Below are 17,006 nucleotides of genomic sequence, written 5' to 3' on the forward strand. Positions count from 1 at the left end.
AGTGCTCACGAACAAAGCCGCGATGGACGCCACCATCGCGATCAGCACCCGACTGATTGCCTTCATGTTCTCCCTTAGATATGTAGTCGGAACCCCGGGCGGGAGTACCGAATTGTCCGTGCCTGGCCTAACCGCTACACCACACACCTCGCAAGAGCTCCATGTGAGTGGAATTAGAAAGCCCACATGTTCTTCTTACGATTAGCTCATCGTTGACAGGAGGAACATAACGGGGAGACTACGGACCGGCAATGCGGACGCTCGGCGTCGACGATCTCGATGCAGAGTTGCGCGTAGTTTGCTGAAGCTTCCCCGTGCGCCCTCGACCCCCTACCCGCGACGGCGGGGTGACTCACATGGAACACGTCGCAGTAACTGGCCCCGCATCAAGATCTTCGCTGCGGGCGCCCTTACTGTTACCTGTGCGTTCCCTGAGGTAATTGCGCGATCAAACTTCACTCGTGATGAGGGGGAACATTGTCACGCAGCCAACGCTCACGGTCGGCGTCGTCATTTGGCGACGGATCGTCGCAGTCGTTCGCAGACGTCTCCGACAGATCATCACCGAAGACCTTGTTAACTGCGTCCCGCGAACGGCGTGACCGGGGCGTCACCGTGCGGCATCCAAGTGATTAAGATCACAATTGAGGTGGCCTCGGTGTTCACCTGGTCGTAACGCAGCAGTCGGCGCGGCGATCCGCTCGGCGCCGGCAGAACAGCCCGACGGAGCGCTGTGACAACAACTGGCCTCTACGACCAATTCGTCAGATCTCCAGGCTGGACAGCTGCGCGATGATCTGAGCAGCCAGCGGTCCGAGCGTGGCCATGCCGTCCCGAACCGCCGCTCGAGATCCGGCGAGGTTCACGACCAGCGTGCTGCCGGAGATACCGGCCAACCCGCGCGACAGTCCCGCATCAGGGATGCCGGCTTGCAGCCCGGACGCGCGAAGGGCTTCGGCAATGCCCAGCAGTTCCCGGTCGAGAAGGTCGAGAGTCGATTCGGGGGTGACGTCGCGCGGGGTGACCCCGGTTCCGCCGACGGAGACCACAAGATCGACACCGCCGATGACCGCGGTGTTCAGCGCGTTGCGGATCTCGACCTCGTCGGAGGAAACCACGACCACGCCGTCGACGACGAATCCGGCCTCCCCGAGGAGTTCGGTGACCAGTGGGCCGCTGTGATCCTCTTCGTCACCGTGGGCGGTGCGATCATCGACGACCACGACGAGCGCCCGGCCGACCAACGCAAGAGGCTGTTCCATGCGCTCAACCGTATATCTCGGCACCGACGTCAGTGCAGCCACTCGCAGGTCTGGGCCGACCTGGCCGGCGATCAGCTTCACTGGTCCGCCTTACCGAGCGTGACCTCCACCGTCTGGGCGCTGCCCGACCCATCCTGATAGGTCAGGGTCACCTTGTCGCCCGGCGCCTTCGACCGCACCGCCGCAACCAGGGCGTCGGCGCTGCCGATCAACCGGTCGTCGAGCTTGGTGACGAGGGCGCCGCTGGGCAATCCTGCGGCGGCGGCAGCGCCGCCAGCGGTGACCTCGACGATCTTCGCGCCGTCAGCCCCGGCGTCGTTACCGACCTGGACACCGAGAGACGCCCGAGATGCGGTTCCGGTCTGGATCAACTCATCGGCGATCCGCTTGGCCTGATCCACCGGGATCGCAAATCCCAACCCGATGGAGCCGCCCTGCGCTGCACCCGAGTCGGCGCCCATGGTGGCGATCGCGGAGTTGATGCCGACGAGCTCACCGTTCATGTTCACCAACGCGCCGCCCGAGTTACCGGGGTTGATCGCCGCGTCGGTCTGGATGGCGTCGAGCACGGTGTTCTGGTTCTGCGCGTCGCCGCCGGCGGCGACCGGACGATTCAGGGAGCTGATGATGCCCGTGGTCACGGTGCCCTCGAGACCGAGGGGCGATCCGATGGCCACCACGTCCTGACCGACCACGAGGTCGGCAGACGAACCGATCTCGATCGGTGTCAGGCCGGAGACGTTCTCGGCGCGAACCACCGCGATGTCGCTTCCGGGGTCGGTGCCGATGACCCGGAACGACGTCGTATTGCCGTTGGCGAACACCACCTTCGTTTCGGCGCCGGGGCCGTCGGCGGCCCCGGTGACCACGTGGTTGTTGGTGAGGATCAGCCCGTCCGTGGACAGGATCACACCGGAACCCTCTTCAGAGCTGCGTCCCTGGTTCACCTCCAGCTTCACGACACTGGGGACGACCTTGGCGGCCACCTGCTCGACGGAGCCGGCCGGCACGCTGGCGGCGGGCCTGCTTGGAGCGGCGCCGGAAGCGCTGATGCCGGGCAGACCGTGATCGGGGTGTGCCAGCACCGCGACGCCGCCGCCGATACCCGCGGAGACGATGGCTATGGCAGCCGCGCCAGCCGTCAAAGCTCCTGCGCGGGAACGTTTCCGGGGCTGCGACTGCGACGGACCGGGCATGCCGGGTCGCGGGTACTGACCCGGGGCGGTGGGCATCGGGGCGCCGCGATAGGGGTCATACTGCGCCCGAAACGCCTGTCGCTGTTGCTCAGTCGCGTAGCGCCAGTCATAAGGCTGCTGCTGCTCGTAGGCGCCAGGCTGCTGCGGTCCGGTATGGCCCTGCGGCGCGTGCCCATGAAGACCGGGCTGGCGACCCGGCGGCGGGGTCGGCGAGTACCTCGGGTGGTTGGTCATGTCGCTGCGATGCTCTTCCTGGAGTAGGTTCCGTCGCCTGGACAACGAAAGGTTCTCCCTCAGCGTGCCCAAATGTGCTGAGAATCGCCTTAGAGATCTATTGACCAGCGATAACAATTTGATGCACCCTCAGGTTTCCGCCCACCATCCTCGCCTGTCTTTGTGCTCACCGCAGCGAGCACTCACCGCGTGTCGCGGCTTCTCACACCGTCTCGGCGTCGGCGGTCTGGGTGACCGAGAGGCGACCGGGAAGCACCACGTGCATCGACGTACCCGGAGGTTGACCGCCCGGGTTGGTTTCGCGGACCAGCAAGGTGCCACCGTGTTTGAGCACCACCTGTTTGACGATCGCCAGGCCGAGACCTGAACCCGGCATGGCCCTGGCGGCAGTCGAGCGGAAGAACCGTTCGAACACGAGAGTTCTTTCCTGTGGCGGGATTCCGGGACCCTCGTCGGACACCACGAGCTCCGCGTGCAGGGCATCGACCTGAGTGAGCCTGACGCCGACCCGGCCGTCGGGTGGGCTCCACTTCGCCGCGTTGTCCAACAGGTTGAGCACGGCGCGTGCCAGGCCCGCCCCGTCGCCGTACACCTGCCAAGGCGTCACCGATATGTCGAACTCGATGTCGTTGCGGCGCCTGCGAACCCGTTCCAGTGACCGCTCGATCACGTCGGCCAGCTCGACGGTCTCGTGGATGGCGCCGCCGGCCTCCTCACGGGTCAGATCCACCAGATCACCGACGAGCGTGGACAATTCCTCGATCTGAGCTATGACATCGGTGCGCAGCCCGGTCATCTCCTCCTCAGGGAGGCGGGGAGCCCCCGGCGCCATGGAGGCCATCAAGAGCTCCACATTGGTGCGCAGTGAGGTCAACGGGGTGCGCAGCTCGTGGCCGGCATCGGTCACGAGCCGTGCCTGCCGCTCACGCGATTCGGCCAACGCGCGCAACATCATGTTGAAAGCCTCGGTGAGGCGCGCGAGTTCGTCGCTGCCGTAGACCGGGATCGGGCGCAGGTCGTCGGTGCGGGCGACCCGTTCGGCCGCTTCGGTGAGTCGGGCCACGGGGCGCAGCCCGGCACGCGCCACCATTCCACCCGCGATGGCCGCCACGGCCACCCCGATCCCGCCGACGATGAGCAGAACCGAGCCCAGGCGTTTGAGGACCTGCCCGGTCGGGGCCAGACTCTTGGAGATCAACAACGCACTGCCGTTGTCCAGATACAGGGCCAGGACCCGCTGGTGGCTGACCGTCCGCAGGGACATCAACAGCTTGCCCTGGATGACGTCCTTCTCCGGCCCACCCAGCGGAAGCGTCTGCCCCTTCTGGTTGGCCGTGTAGATCGCCTGGCGGGTGAACAGCATGGCGTTCACGTCGGAATAGGCCGTGCCCTCGATCGCCTTGGCGGGATCAGCCTGCAGCGACCCACTCTCGACCAACAGCTGGGCCCGGCTGCGCAGTTGGGTGTCGATGTCGTCGTACAGCGCGCGGGACACCACCGCGTACACCGCGACGCCCATCAGCACCACGACCATCGCCACCATCGACATCGCCAGCAGCATGACGCGCCACCGCAGCGACACCGAGCTGGCTGTGGGCGGGGCCGGCGCGGCACTGGTCGACCACGGTCCGGGCGGCTGCGTGGCCATCGGTGCTCTCTCGTCTTCTCGCGTGGCGCTCATCAGGGCGGAGTCTCACGCAGCACGTACCCGACCCCTCGCACGGTGTGGATCAGTCGCGGTTCCCCCTCGGCCTCGGTCTTGCGCCGCAGGTAGCCGACGTAGACCTCGAGCGCGTTTCCCGATGTCGGAAAGTCGAACCCCCACACCTCCTCGAGAATGCGACTTCGGGTCAGCACCCGGCGAGGATTGGCGATCAGCATCTCCAGCAGCGAGAACTCGGTTCTGGTGAGGCTGATCGGGCGATCACCGCGGGTGACCTCACGGGTCACCGGGTCCAGCGACAGGTCCGAGAACGTCATCGCCGCCGATTCGCTGCCGTCCTCGGGATTGGTGCGGCGCAGAAGTGCGCGCATCCGCGCCAGCAGCTCCTCCAACGCAAAAGGCTTGGGGAGGTAGTCGTCGGCTCCGGCATCCAGGCCTGCGACCCGCTCCGAGACGGAGTCGCGCGCGGTGAGCACCAGGATGGGGAGATCGTCGCCGGTGCTTCGCAGTAGCCGGCACACCTCGAGGCCGTCCAGCCTCGGCATCATGACGTCCAGCACCAGGGCGTCGGGCCGGTGACTGGCAATCAGCTCGAGGGCTTCCCGACCGTCCTGGGCCAACTCGACCGAGTAACCATTGAAAGAGAGGGATCGTCGCAGGGATTCGCGCACCGCGCGATCGTCATCAACGACAAGTATGCGCACTGGCACAGTGTCGACCCCGTGTCTGAGATAGACCTGAGAGGCGCGCCGCCGAGGCGGCGTGTCGATCGGCTAGCGGCGGTCGAGGTCGATCAGACCCAGCCGAGCGGCCTTGAGCAGGCGACGCGGGACCTTGTGCTGCTGACCTGCGACAGTCACGCCGACGAGGCCGGTCGCGGTGGCCTTCCACTGCGCGCGCCGGCTACGGGTGTTCGCGCGCGACATCCTGCGCTTGGGCACAGCCATGATCGAGCTCTCCATCTGTCGGGGTGGTGTCTGGGTGACGCTGCCGACGTGCTGGAACCAGCCGACGTCGGTTAGTGGTAGCCAGGATAACCGCTGAGCAGCGCGGGCTCCAAACTCCCGCACCGGGCCTTGACGCTGAGACTGCAGCCCTGGAGAAGATGTTCGAGTGGCCGTCGCCACCACCGCAGTCTCGAGATCGCCCCGGGCTCGAGGACGTCGGAGCCCTGAGGGGTTGACGCGGTACCGACGGTACCCAGTAACCTACCGGTTGGTTGGTCGCGTGTTCGACGGCGGGAGTGCGGGTGATATCTGCGGAGGGTCGCGGCAAGGGCGCCGCCCCGGTCCGTATCGGGAACTGCTCGGGTTTCTACGGCGACCGCCTCTCGGCGATGCGGGAGATGCTCACCGGCGGTGAGCTCGACTATCTGACCGGCGACTACCTTGCCGAGCTGACCATGCTCATCCTCGGCCGCGACCGGATGAAGAACCCCGACAAGGGGTACGCCAAGACCTTCCTGCGCCAGCTCGAGGAGTGCCTGGGCATCGCCACGGACCGCGGCGTCCGCATCGTCACGAACGCCGGCGGCCTGAACCCCGCGGGCCTGGCAGAGGCGATCCGCGCGCTGTCGGACCGACTCGGCCTCACAGTCTCGGTGGCCCACGTCGAAGGTGATGACCTGCTCCCCCGCGCCGAACGGTTGGGCCTGGGCAGTCCCCTCACCGCCAACGCCTACCTCGGAGCCTGGGGCATCGTCGACTGCCTCGATTCGGGTGCCGACGTCGTCGTGACCGGACGGGTGACCGACGCGTCGGTCATCGTGGGTCCTGCTGCCGCACACTTCGGCTGGCGACGGACCGACCACGACCAGATCGCAGGCGCGGTCGCAGCGGGACACGTGATCGAGTGCGGCACCCAGGCCACCGGTGGCAATTTCTCGTTCTTCGCTCGCGATTTTCCCGATCTGACGGCCTTGATCCATCCGGGCTTCCCCATCGCCGAGATCCATGCCGACGGCTCGTCGGTGATCACCAAGCATCCGGGAACCGGCGGCGCAGTGACAGTCGACACCGTGACCGCTCAACTGCTCTACGAGATCACCGGACCGCGCTACGCCAATCCCGATGCGACCCTTCGCATGGACTCGATCGAGCTGACCGCCGACAGCCCCGACCGGGTCCGGATCAGCGGGGTCGCCGGCGAGCCGCCACCACCCACGCTGAAGGTGTCGCTCAACAGCATCGGTGGCTTCCGCAACGAGATGACGTTGATCCTCACCGGCCTCGACATCGAGGCCAAGGCCGAACTGGTGCGCCGGCAACTCGAGACGAGCTTGCCCGTGAGGCCCGCTGAGCTGCAATGGACGCTGGCGCGCACCGATCACCCGGACGCCGACACCGAGCAGACGGCGAGCGCCCTGTTGCGCTGCGTGGTGCGCGACGCCGATCCCGCCACGGTCGGCCGGCAGTTCTCCTCGGCCGCAGTCGAACTCGCGCTGGCCAGCTATCCGGGGTTCACCAGCACCACCCCACCCGGCGACGGTCAGGTGTACGGCGTGTTCACCGCGGCCTACGTGCCCGCCGGTGAGGTCGATCACGCCGCGGTACATTCCGACGGCTCCCGTGTCGAGATCGCGCCTGCCTCCGAGACGCTGGAACTCGATACGGCGCCGCCCACTTCGCTGCCCGAACCGCTTCCAGCCGGACCGACCCGGCGGGTGCCACTGGGCACCGTCGCCGGAGCGCGCAGCGGGGACAAGGGCGGCAGCGCGAACATCGGCGTCTGGGTCCAGACACACGATCAATGGCGTTGGCTTGCACACACTCTGACGGTAGCGAAGTTGCGTGAGCTGTTACCGGAGACGGCCGATCTCCCCGTCACCCGACACGTGCTCGGCAATCTGCGGGCCGTCAACTTCGTGATCGACGGCATCCTCGGCAAGGGCGTGGCCTACCAGGCGAGGTTCGATCCGCAAGCCAAGGGGCTGGGCGAATGGCTGCGCAGCCGCAGTATCGACATACCGGAGGAGTTCCTGACGTGAGCATCTGGACCACACCCGAGCGCGACGACCTGCGAAAGACCGTGCGCGCCTTCGCCGAGCGCGAAGTGCTGCCGCATGTCGACGAGTGGGAGCGTATCGGCGAGCTGCCGCGCGACCTGCACACCAAGGCGGCCGCGGCCGGACTGCTCGGCGCCGGATTTCCCGAGACGGTCGGCGGCGACGGCGGGGACGGCGCGGACGCGGTCGTCATCTGCGAGGAGATGCACCAGTCCGGGGCGCCCGGCGGCGTGTTCGCCTCGCTGTTCACCTGCGGCATCGCGGTGCCGCACATGATCGCCTCCGGCGACGGACGTCTCATCGACACCTACGTGCGACCGACCCTGAGCGGAGAGAAGATCGGCTCGTTGGCGATCACCGAACCCGGTGGCGGTTCCGACGTCGGGCACCTCACCACCCGCGCCGTCCGGGATGGAGACGACTACATCCTCAACGGCGCCAAGACCTACATCACCTCGGGGGTACGGGCCGACTACGTCGTGACCGCGGCCCGTACCGGGGGCGCCGGCGCCGCAGGGGTCTCGCTGATCGTCGTCGACAAGGGCACGCCTGGATTCGAGGTCAGCCGCAAGTTGGACAAGATGGGCTGGCGTTCGTCGGACACTGCGGAGTTGTCCTACACAGACGTGCGGGTGCCCGTCGCCAACCTCATCGGCGTCGAGAACACCGGCTTCCTGCAGATCGCAGGCGCTTTTGTCTCCGAACGTGTCGGCCTTGCCGCACAAGCCTATTCGAGCGCGCAGCGGTGCCTGGACCTGACCGTGGACTGGTGCCGCAACCGCGAGACGTTCGGCAAGCCGCTGATCGCGCGGCAATCGGTCCAGAACACGCTCGCCGAGATGGCGCGGCGCATCGACGTGGCCCGGGTCTACACCCGACACCTCGTCGAACGACAACTCGATGGTGAGGCGAACCTGATCACCGAGGTCTGCTTCGCCAAGAACACCGCCGTCGAAGCCGGCGAGTGGGTGGCCAACCAGGCGGTGCAGTTGTTCGGCGGCATGGGCTACATGGCCGAGTCGGAGATCGAGCGCCAGTACCGCGACATGCGCATCCTCGGCATCGGCGGGGGCACCACCGAGATCCTGACCTCACTGGCCGCCAAATCACTCGGCTTTCAGGCATGACCCTCAAGTCCGTCCTCGACACCCGCTCCCCCGGCTTCACCGAGGCCGCCGAAGCGATGTCGGCCAAGCTCGCCGAGTTGGAGGCAGAACACTCCAAGGCGCTCGCGGGTGGTGGGGAGAAATACGTCGCCCGCCACCACGCCCGCGGCAAGATGACTGCCCGCGAACGTGTGGAGGCACTGCTCGACGCCGACTCGCCCTTTCTGGAGTTGAGCCCCCTTGCCGCCTGGGGCACGAAATTCACCGTCGGCGCCAGCGTCGTGGTCGGTATCGGTGCGGTCAGCGGAGTGGAATGCCTGATCGTCTCCAACGATCCCACCGTCAAAGGCGGCACCAGCAACCCGTGGACGCTGCGAAAGATCCTGCGGGCCAACCAGATCGCGCGCCAGAATCGGCTGCCGGTGATCTCCCTGGTGGAATCCGGCGGTGCCGACCTGCCCACGCAGAAAGAGATCTTCATCCCCGGCGGCCAGATGTTCCGCGACCTGACCCGACTCTCGGCCGCCGGCATCCCGACCATCGCGTTGGTGTTCGGGAACTCCACCGCCGGTGGCGCCTACATCCCCGGCATGTCCGATCACGTGGTGATGATCAAGGAAAGCTCGAAGGTGTTCCTGGCGGGCCCGCCGCTGGTGAAGATGGCCACCGGCGAGGAATCCGACGACGAATCGCTCGGCGGTGCCGAGATGCACGCCCGCACATCGGGCCTGGCGGACTACTTCGCCGTCGACGAACTCGACGCGATCCGCATCGGACGCCGAATCGTGTCCCGGCTGAACTGGCGCAAGCAGGGTCCGCAGCCGGCACCCGTGCGGGCGCCGCTGTTCGACGAGAACGAGATGATCGGCATCGTTCCGCCGGACCTGCGCATTCCGTTCGACCCGCGGGAAGTGATCGCCCGCGTGGTTGACGGTTCGGAGTTCGATGAGTTCAAGCCGCTCTACGGTGGCTCACTGGTGACCGGTTGGGCCACGCTGCACGGCTACCCGCTGGGCATCCTGGCCAACGCACGGGGCGTGCTGTTCAGCGAGGAGTCCCAGAAGGCCACCCAGTTCATCCAACTGGCCAACCGCTCGAACACACCACTGTTGTTCCTGCACAACACCACCGGCTACATGGTGGGCAAGGACTACGAGGAAGGCGGGATGATCAAGCACGGCTCGATGATGATCAACGCCGTGTCGAACTCGACGGTGCCACACATCTCGCTGCTGATCGGCTCCTCCTACGGCGCCGGGCACTACGGCATGTGCGGGCGCGCCTATGATCCACGGTTCCTGTTCGCCTGGCCCAGCGCCAAGTCCGCCGTGATGGGCGGGGCACAACTTGCCGGCGTGCTGTCGATCGTCAACCGCGCCGCCACCGAGGCCCGCGGTCAGGTGGTCGACGAGGAGGCCGACGCCGCGATGCGCGCGGCCGTGGAGGGACAGATCGAGGCCGAGTCACTGCCGATGGTTCTCTCCGGCATGCTCTACGACGACGGCGTCATCGATCCGCGGGACACCAGGACCGTGTTGGGAATGTGCCTGTCCGCCATCGCCAATGGCCCGATCGAGGGGACGTCGAACTTCGGCGTCTTCCGGATGTGAGCGCCGTGATGTCCGCAAATCCGGCGCGCTGGAGCACCGTGAGCGTCCGCGAGCGCGCCGAATTCGCTGGGAGGGTCACGTGATCAGCCGAGTCCTTGTTGCCAACCGCGGCGAGATCGCCCGCCGGGTGTTCGCCACCTGCCGCCGCCTGGGCATCGGCACCGTTGCCGTGTACACCGATCCCGACGCTGCCGCACCGCATGTGCGTGAGGCCGACGCCCGGGTGCGCCTCGAGGGCACCCGCGGTTACCTCGATCAGGACCAGCTGATCGCCGCAGCCCTGTCGACCGACGCCGACGCGATCCACCCGGGTTACGGATTCCTCTCGGAGAACGCTGAATTCGCGGCAGCGGTGCAGGATGCGGGGCTGACCTGGATCGGGCCGCCGGTGGCCGCCGTCGCGGCGATGGGGTCGAAGATCGAGGCGAAGAAGATGATGGCCGCCGCGGGCGTGCCGGTGCTCGAGGAACTCGACCCGGACACCGTCACCGCAGACATGCTGCCGGTGCTGATCAAGGCGTCCGCGGGCGGTGGCGGTCGCGGCATGCGGGTGGTCCGCGACCTCGCCGAACTGCCGGATCAGGTGCGGGCCGCCGGCCGAGAGGCCCAGTCGGCGTTCGGCGATCCGACGGTCTTCTGCGAGCGTTACCTGGAGGCAGGCCACCACGTCGAAGTCCAGGTGATGGCCGACGCACACGGCGCGGTGTGGGCGGTCGGCGAACGCGAGTGCTCCATTCAACGCCGCCACCAGAAGATCATCGAAGAGGCGCCCTCACCACTGGTCGAGCGCGTTGCGGGGATGCGCGACAAGCTCTTCGAAGCCGCGCGGCTCGCCGCGACGGCCATCGGCTACACCGGCGCGGGCACCGTCGAGTTCATGGCCTCCGGCAGTGGTGACTCGGTCGGCGAGTTCTTCTTCCTCGAGATGAACACCCGCTTACAGGTCGAGCACCCGGTCACCGAGCTCACCTCGGGCCTGGACCTCGTCGAACTGCAACTGACGGTCGCCGAGGGCGCACCGCTGGGTGCCACACCCCCGCTGTCACAGGGTTCCTCGATCGAGGCGAGGCTCTACGCCGAGAATCCCGCCGAGAACTGGCAACCGCAGGCCGGAACCGTGCATCGATTCGCCGTACCCACTGCGACGACAGAGTTCGGCCCCCTCGACATCTCCGGGGTCCGTCTCGACTCGGGAATCGTCGACGGGTCGGTGATCTCGGTGTTCTACGACCCGATGCTCGCGAAGGTCATCTCCTACGCCCCGACACGCCGGCGGGCTGCGGCGCTACTGGCCGACGCCCTCAGCAGGACCCGGATCCACGGCGTCCGCACCAACCGCGACCTGCTCGTCAACGTGCTGCGCCACCAGGCCTTCCTCGACGGGGACACCGACACCGCCTTCTTCGGAACCCACGGCCTCACCGCGCTCGCCGCCCCCATTGTCGGCAGCCAGGTCACCGCGATGTCCGCGGTCGCGGCAGCCCTGGCCGATGCCGCCTACAACCGTTCCAGTGCACCGGTTTTCAGTGCCGCACCCAGCGGCTGGCGCAACCTCGCATCCGGTCACCAGACGAAGGCCTACGAGGACGCCGACGGGGTCACCCACGACGTCCGGTACCGCTTCACCCGCAGCGGTCTGCACCTCGCCGACCACGATGACGTCGTGCTGGTCTCGGCGACCGCCGAGCAGGTCGTGCTCACCGTCGCCGGGGTGGATCGGCCGTTCGACGTCACCCGCTACGGGGACGACGTCTACGTCGATTCACCCGGCGGGTCGGTGCATCTGGTCGCACTGCCCCGCTTCCCCGACCCCGACGACGCCCTGGCCCACGGTTCGCTGTTGGCCCCGATGCCGGGATCTGTGCTGCGCGTGGGAGCCGCGATCGGCGACCCGGTGACCGCAGGGCAGGCGCTGGTCTGGCTGGAGGCGATGAAGATGGAGCACACCATCACCGCACCCGCAGACGGCGTGCTCGTCGAACTCAACGTCGAACCCGGCCAGCAGGTCGAGGTCGGTGCCGTCCTCGCCCGGGTGGACACCCCGGCGCCCGCAGACAACCCAGGAGGAACCCCATGACCAACGGCTTCGTCGAAACCGAGGAACAGCAGGCACTGCGCAAGGCGGTGGCCGCGATGGCCGCCAACTACGGGCAGGACTACTACCTGGAGAAGGCCCGAGCGGGTCAGCACACCGACGAGTTGTGGAGTGAGGCGGGCAAACTCGGATTCATCGGCGTGAACCTGCCGGAGGAGTACGGTGGCGGCGGCGCCGGCATGTACGAGTTGGCCCTGGTGATGGAGGAGATGGCCGCCGCGGGTGCGGCACTGTTGATGATGGTGGTCTCTCCCGCGATCAACGGCACCATCATCTCCAAGTTCGGCACCGAGGAGCAGAAGAAGCGCTGGATCCCCGGGATCGCCGACGGGTCGATCACGATGGCATTCGCCATCACCGAACCCGACGCCGGGTCCAACTCCCACAAGATCACGACGACCGCGCGACGCGACGGTAGCGACTGGATCCTGTCGGGCCAGAAGGTCTACATCTCCGGCGTGGACCAGGCCCAGGCGGTGCTGGTGGTCGGCCGGACAGAAGAAGCCAAGACGGGGAACTTGAAACCAGCGCTGTTCGTGGTGCCCACCGACACCCCGGGGTTCACGTTCACCAAGATCCCGATGGAGATCGTCAGCCCTGAGTTCCAGTTCCAGGTGTTCCTCGACGAGGTGCGCCTGCCGGCCGATGCACTCGTCGGCTCGGAGGATGCGGCGATCGCGCAACTGTTCGCCGGGCTGAACCCCGAGCGCATCATGGGCGCCGCCAGCGCAGTGGGCATGGGCCGCTTCGCGATCGACAAGGCGGTCGACTACGTCAAGACCCGCCAGGTGTGGAAGACCCCGATCGGCGCCCACCAGGGACTGTCCCATCCGCTGGCCCAGAACCACATCGAGATCGAGTTGGCGAAGCTGATGATGCAGAAGGCCGCGGCCCTCTACGACAGTGGCGACGACATGGGCGCCGCCGAAGCCGCCAACATGGCCAAGTACGCCGCCGGTGAGGCATCGGTGCGTGCCGTCGACCAGGCGGTGCAGTCGCTGGGCGGGAACGGCCTGACCAAGGAGTACGGCATCGCCTCGGTGCTGACCGCTTCGAGGCTGGCCCGCATCGCGCCGGTCAGTCGCGAGATGATCCTCAACTTCGTGGCGCAGACATCGCTCGGCCTGCCCCGGTCCTACTGATGGACCAACCACTGGTCCGGTACGACGCCGAGGGTCCGGTCGCGCGACTGACGCTGGATTCCCCGCACAATCGCAATGCACTGTCCACGGCGTTGGTCGAGCAGCTCCATGAGGGGTTGACGCGGGCATCGGCCGAACAGGGTGTGCGGGCGGTGGTGCTCGGACACACCGGACGGACTTTCTGCGCCGGCGCGGATCTGACCGAGACGTCTGCGGCGGGGGCCGACCTCGGCGAGGTAGCGGTCGGGCGGGCCCACGAGCTGACCCGATTGCTGCGCAGGATCCTGGAGTCGCCGCTGCCCGTCATCGCGGCGATCGACGGACATGTGCGGGCGGGCGGGCTCGGTCTGGTCGGTGCGTGCGACATCGTGGTCGCTGGGCGCGCCAGCACGTTTGCACTCACCGAGGCGCGCATCGGGGTTGCCCCGTCGATCATCTCGCTGACGCTGCTGCCCAGGATGACGGCACGGGCCGCCGGGCGCTATTTCGTGACCGGCGAGAAGTTCGATGCCGATGCCGCCGCGGACATGGGCCTGGTCACCATCGCCACCGACGATGTGGCGGCGACAGTCGCCGAGTTGGCGTCGGCGATAGCGCTGGGTTCGCCGCAGGGCCTGGCCGCATCAAAAGCGTTGACCACCGCATCGATCATCGAAGACTTCGATCGCCGCGCAGAGAAATTGACCAGGCAGTCAGCAGAATTGTTCGTCTCCGACCAGGCGCGGGAGGGAATGATGGCCTTCCTCCAGAAGCGGCCACCGGATTGGGTCGGCTGAGCTGCTTACAGTTTCGTCAAGGCTCTTGCATGTACCCACGTTCGTCGTAGGCTCGTGGGCGATGTGCGCACGCGCGAAGTACAGCGAGTCCCGATGAGCCCGTCTCCGGCGCGGAACGGGTCGATGCGTGCTGCCGACACCGACCGGATCCAGGTGGCTCAGCTGCTGACCGATGCCGCGGCGTCGGGCACGCTCGGCGTCACCGAGTACGAAGACCGCTTGACCAAGGCCTACGCTGCGCAGACGTACGCCGAACTCGACCGGTTGTCCGCCGATCTCCCCGGCGCCGTCACCCGGGGTCGGGGCGGTCCGTGCCACCCCGCTCCGTCGACCCTGCTGTTGGCCATCCTCACCGGCTTCGAACGCCGCGGACGGTGGAACGTCCCGAAGCGGATGACCACCTTCGCGCTGTGGGGTGGCGGGGTCGTCGACCTGCGCTACGCCGACTTCACCTCTCACGACGTCGACATCCGGTCCTACTCGATCATGGGCGGGCAGACGATCCTGGTGCCACCCGAGGTCAACGTCGACCTGCGCGGTGTGGCGGTGATGGGCAGCTTCGAGCAGAGGGTGAGCGGCGAGGGATCTCCCGGTGCGCCGTGTGTCCGCATCCGCGGCTTCTCGCTGTGGGGCAGCGTCGGCGTCAAGCGCAAGAACCGCAAGGACGCCAGCTGACCCGAGAAGGTCAGCGCCGCCGTTTCGCTCCGAGATAGTCGCCGACCACCGCGGCACCCAGGCCGTCGAGGTCGGGTACCACCACCCGGCCGCCCACTCGACGCGCGACCTGATCGATGAACCTGGCCAGACCCGGATCGCTACCGAGCCGGAAGATCGTCACCTGCGCGCCCATCTTGGCGACCTCGTCGAATCCCCTGACCGTGTGAGCGATCGTCCGCGGATGCGGCGGGTAATCAAAAAAGACGGAAGAACTTCCGTTGCCGTCGAAGTCCTCGAGGTGCGCTGTCGGCTCGCCATCGGTGACGATCAGCACGACCGGCTGCGCATTCGGATGCCTGCGCAGGTGCCGGGTGGCCAGCGCGAGCGCGTGATGCAGGTTGGTGCCCTGCTCGTAGACACCCTCGAGTCCGGTCAATTCGGCGGCCGTCACAGTGCGGGCGTACCTGCCGAACGAGACGATCTGCAGTGCGTCCGAACGGAACCGGGTGCTGACGAGGTGGTTGAGCGCCAACGCGGTCTGCTTCATCGGCAGCCACCGGTTCTCCATCACCATCGAGAACGAGGTGTCGACCAACAACGCCACTGCGGCCTGCGTGCGGGTCTCGGTCTCGGAGATCTCGACGTCCTCGACCGTCAATCTGATCGGACCCGCCTGATCGCCGGTTCCCGCTTCACGCAGCACCGCGTTGGTGAGGGTGCGGGTGACGTTCCACGGCTCGGTGTCCCCGAACTGCCACGGCCTGGTGGCACCCGTCAGCTCGCCCGCAGCGCCGGCGCGGCGGGTGTCACGCTCGCCGTGTCGACCCGAGAGTTGCTGCGCCACATCACGTAACGCCGCCTGCCCGAGCTGACGCATCGCCTTCGGCGAAAGTCGCCACTGTCCGTCTGCGCCACGGTCGAGGAAGCCCTGGTTCACCAGCGCGCGTTCCAGCTCGGCCAGAGTGCGCGCGTTCACGGCGGCCTCGTCACCGAGTTGGCGCGCCAGCATGTCGAGGTCGACGTCGTCCATGGTCGCCCCGGCGTAACTCTGCGAGAGTTGCTCGGCGAGCTGTTCGAGTTCGGCGATGTCGGCCAACGCCTGCGCGCCCTCCCCCATGCCCAGCGGGTCGCCGCCGGAGAACCTCTGCGAGCCGTCCCAGTCCTCGCCCGGCCGAGCGGCCTGCAGGTGCCCGTCGAGGCGGTTGAGTGCGTTCATCAGAGATGGTGACCCGAAAGCCTGCTGCGACAACGCATCCAGCTCTGCCCGTTGCTGTTCGGAGAGGCTGTTGCGGAACCGCTGAGCGGCAGCCGCCCGATTGGCGAGCGAATCCAGCAGCTCGTCCATATTCTTCGGATTCTCGGGGAAGAACTCCCCGTGCTTGGCCATGAAGTCCTCAAAATCCTGTTGCGAGTCTTCACCTTTGGCGTGCTTGTCCAGCAGATCGTTGAGATCGTCGAGCATGTCGTTGACGCGCTGACGGTCCTCGTCGGTCGCGTTCTCCAGCGCCTGCTTCATCCCGGCGAACCGCTGGTCGAGCATCTCCCGGCCGAGCAGGTCCCGGATCTGTTCGTACTTCTCGCGGGCCTCCTGCGAACGCCAGTCGTAGTCGGCGAGCTCCTGGACGGCTTTGGCCGGAGACGGCGACAGCGACTCCATCTGCAATTCCCCGAACCGGGCGTCGTCGTCGAGCGCACGCGCCAGTTCTTTGCGCTCAGCGAGCACCGCCTCGTCGAGAAGCTTCTTGATGTCGGCCAACGTGCCGTCGAGATTGTTGCGCTGCAACAGTTCCCGCCGACGCCGGTTGGCCTCGGCGGCCAGCTTGTCGGCACCCGGCATGTTCGCCGACCCGCGCCTGAGCAGTTCCGACAGCGCCCGTCGCGGGGAAGTACCCTCCATGACGTCCTGCCCGATCGCCTCGAGCGCCTCGCGGAGGTCGACCGGTGGAGCCAGCGGATCGGGCCCGCCGGTGTAGGTGGAGTACCTGGTCGTACGCCGGGACGCTTTAGCCATAAACGGTTTCGCCTTCGTCGGAGACCTTGTCGATCCGCTTCGCGAGGTAGAGCGCTTCGAGCGCCAACTCGATCGCCGCGGCCCGCTGGCCGTCGGACTGGGCCTCGAGCCGCTGCTGGATCTCGGCGACGGCGGACACCTCGGGAAGCGCGGCGAGCACCTCTCGGGCCGACACCCGCGCCCCGGTGGTGACCGGCGAGCCGTGCTCGATGGCGGTGACGATCGGGCCGACGTCGATCCCCCCGAGAAG

The 17,006-nt window shown here is 67.2% G+C and carries 13 protein-coding genes and 1 pseudogene; 7 read left to right on the plus strand and 7 right to left on the minus strand.

Going from position 1 to position 17,006, the window contains the following annotated elements; translation table 11 throughout:
• Positions 1 to 764 precede the first annotated feature (764 nt).
• The 5 genes from WA965_RS23595 to rpmF all read right to left on the minus strand — a co-directional run bounded on the left by WA965_RS23595 (position 765) and on the right by rpmF (position 5,302).
• Complete coding sequence (locus WA965_RS23595; protein WP_178360488.1) at positions 765 to 1,310, minus strand: MogA/MoaB family molybdenum cofactor biosynthesis protein; 546 nt, start codon at positions 1,308 to 1,310, stop codon at positions 765 to 767.
• A 29-nt stretch (positions 1,311 to 1,339) separates the two neighbouring features.
• A complete protein-coding gene (locus WA965_RS23600) occupies positions 1,340 to 2,692 on the minus strand; it encodes a S1C family serine protease (RefSeq protein ID WP_526298509.1) in 1,353 nt (450 codons plus the stop codon).
• Positions 2,693 to 2,894: 202 nt separating this feature from the next.
• The gene (locus WA965_RS23605) at positions 2,895 to 4,340 is read right to left on the minus strand and encodes a HAMP domain-containing sensor histidine kinase (RefSeq protein WP_526298535.1); all 1,446 of its coding nucleotides are present in this window, start codon (positions 4,338 to 4,340) and stop codon (positions 2,895 to 2,897) included.
• 32 nt (positions 4,341 to 4,372) lie between these two features.
• A complete protein-coding gene (locus WA965_RS23610; protein ID WP_526298511.1) occupies positions 4,373 to 5,059 on the minus strand; it encodes a response regulator transcription factor in 687 nt (228 codons plus the stop codon).
• 69 nt (positions 5,060 to 5,128) lie between these two features.
• A complete protein-coding gene (gene rpmF, locus WA965_RS23615; protein WP_178360474.1) occupies positions 5,129 to 5,302 on the minus strand; it encodes a 50S ribosomal protein L32 in 174 nt (57 codons plus the stop codon).
• A gap of 305 nt (positions 5,303 to 5,607) precedes the next feature.
• Between rpmF and WA965_RS23620 the strand changes: the two genes are divergently transcribed.
• From WA965_RS23620 to WA965_RS23650, 7 genes are all read left to right on the plus strand, one after another.
• Positions 5,608 to 7,341 carry an acyclic terpene utilization AtuA family protein gene (locus tag WA965_RS23620; protein WP_526298537.1) on the plus strand — a complete coding sequence of 578 codons (1,734 nt, stop codon included), beginning with the start codon at positions 5,608 to 5,610 and terminating at the stop codon, positions 7,339 to 7,341.
• The gene (locus WA965_RS23625) at positions 7,338 to 8,486 is read left to right on the plus strand and encodes an acyl-CoA dehydrogenase family protein (RefSeq protein ID WP_526298513.1); all 1,149 of its coding nucleotides are present in this window, start codon (positions 7,338 to 7,340) and stop codon (positions 8,484 to 8,486) included. The genes WA965_RS23620 and WA965_RS23625 overlap by 4 nt, the downstream gene beginning before the upstream one ends.
• A complete protein-coding gene (locus tag WA965_RS23630) occupies positions 8,483 to 10,075 on the plus strand; it encodes an acyl-CoA carboxylase subunit beta (protein ID WP_526298515.1) in 1,593 nt (530 codons plus the stop codon). Before WA965_RS23625 ends, WA965_RS23630 begins: the two co-directional genes overlap by 4 nt.
• Before the next feature lie 79 nt (positions 10,076 to 10,154).
• The gene (locus WA965_RS23635; RefSeq protein ID WP_526298517.1) at positions 10,155 to 12,152 is read left to right on the plus strand and encodes an acetyl/propionyl/methylcrotonyl-CoA carboxylase subunit alpha; all 1,998 of its coding nucleotides are present in this window, start codon (positions 10,155 to 10,157) and stop codon (positions 12,150 to 12,152) included.
• Positions 12,149 to 13,312, plus strand: coding sequence for an acyl-CoA dehydrogenase family protein (locus WA965_RS23640; RefSeq protein ID WP_526298519.1), 1,164 nt, complete (start codon positions 12,149 to 12,151; stop codon positions 13,310 to 13,312). Before WA965_RS23635 ends, WA965_RS23640 begins: the two co-directional genes overlap by 4 nt.
• Positions 13,312 to 14,088: an enoyl-CoA hydratase family protein gene (locus WA965_RS23645; RefSeq protein ID WP_526298521.1), complete on the plus strand. Its 777-nt coding sequence runs from the start codon at positions 13,312 to 13,314 to the stop codon at positions 14,086 to 14,088. Before WA965_RS23640 ends, WA965_RS23645 begins: the two co-directional genes overlap by 1 nt.
• A gap of 93 nt (positions 14,089 to 14,181) precedes the next feature.
• Complete coding sequence (locus tag WA965_RS23650; RefSeq protein ID WP_526298523.1) at positions 14,182 to 14,763, plus strand: DUF1707 domain-containing protein; 582 nt, start codon at positions 14,182 to 14,184, stop codon at positions 14,761 to 14,763.
• Between the two features lie 10 nt (positions 14,764 to 14,773).
• Here WA965_RS23650 and WA965_RS23655 read toward each other — a convergent pair whose 3' ends face one another.
• Both WA965_RS23655 and WA965_RS23660 read right to left on the minus strand, forming a co-directional pair.
• Positions 14,774 to 16,756 (minus strand): vWA domain-containing protein, encoded by a 1,983-nt coding sequence (locus WA965_RS23655; RefSeq protein WP_178360481.1) that lies wholly within the window; start codon positions 16,754 to 16,756, stop codon positions 14,774 to 14,776.
• Positions 16,749 to 17,006, minus strand: a pseudogene (locus tag WA965_RS23660) (magnesium chelatase); the annotation flags it as partial. The gene WA965_RS23655 and the pseudogene WA965_RS23660, both read right to left, overlap by 8 nt.

The organism is Mycobacterium sp. (genome assembly GCF_049683935.1).
In the GTDB taxonomy this organism is placed as follows: domain Bacteria; phylum Actinomycetota; class Actinomycetes; order Mycobacteriales; family Mycobacteriaceae; genus Mycobacterium.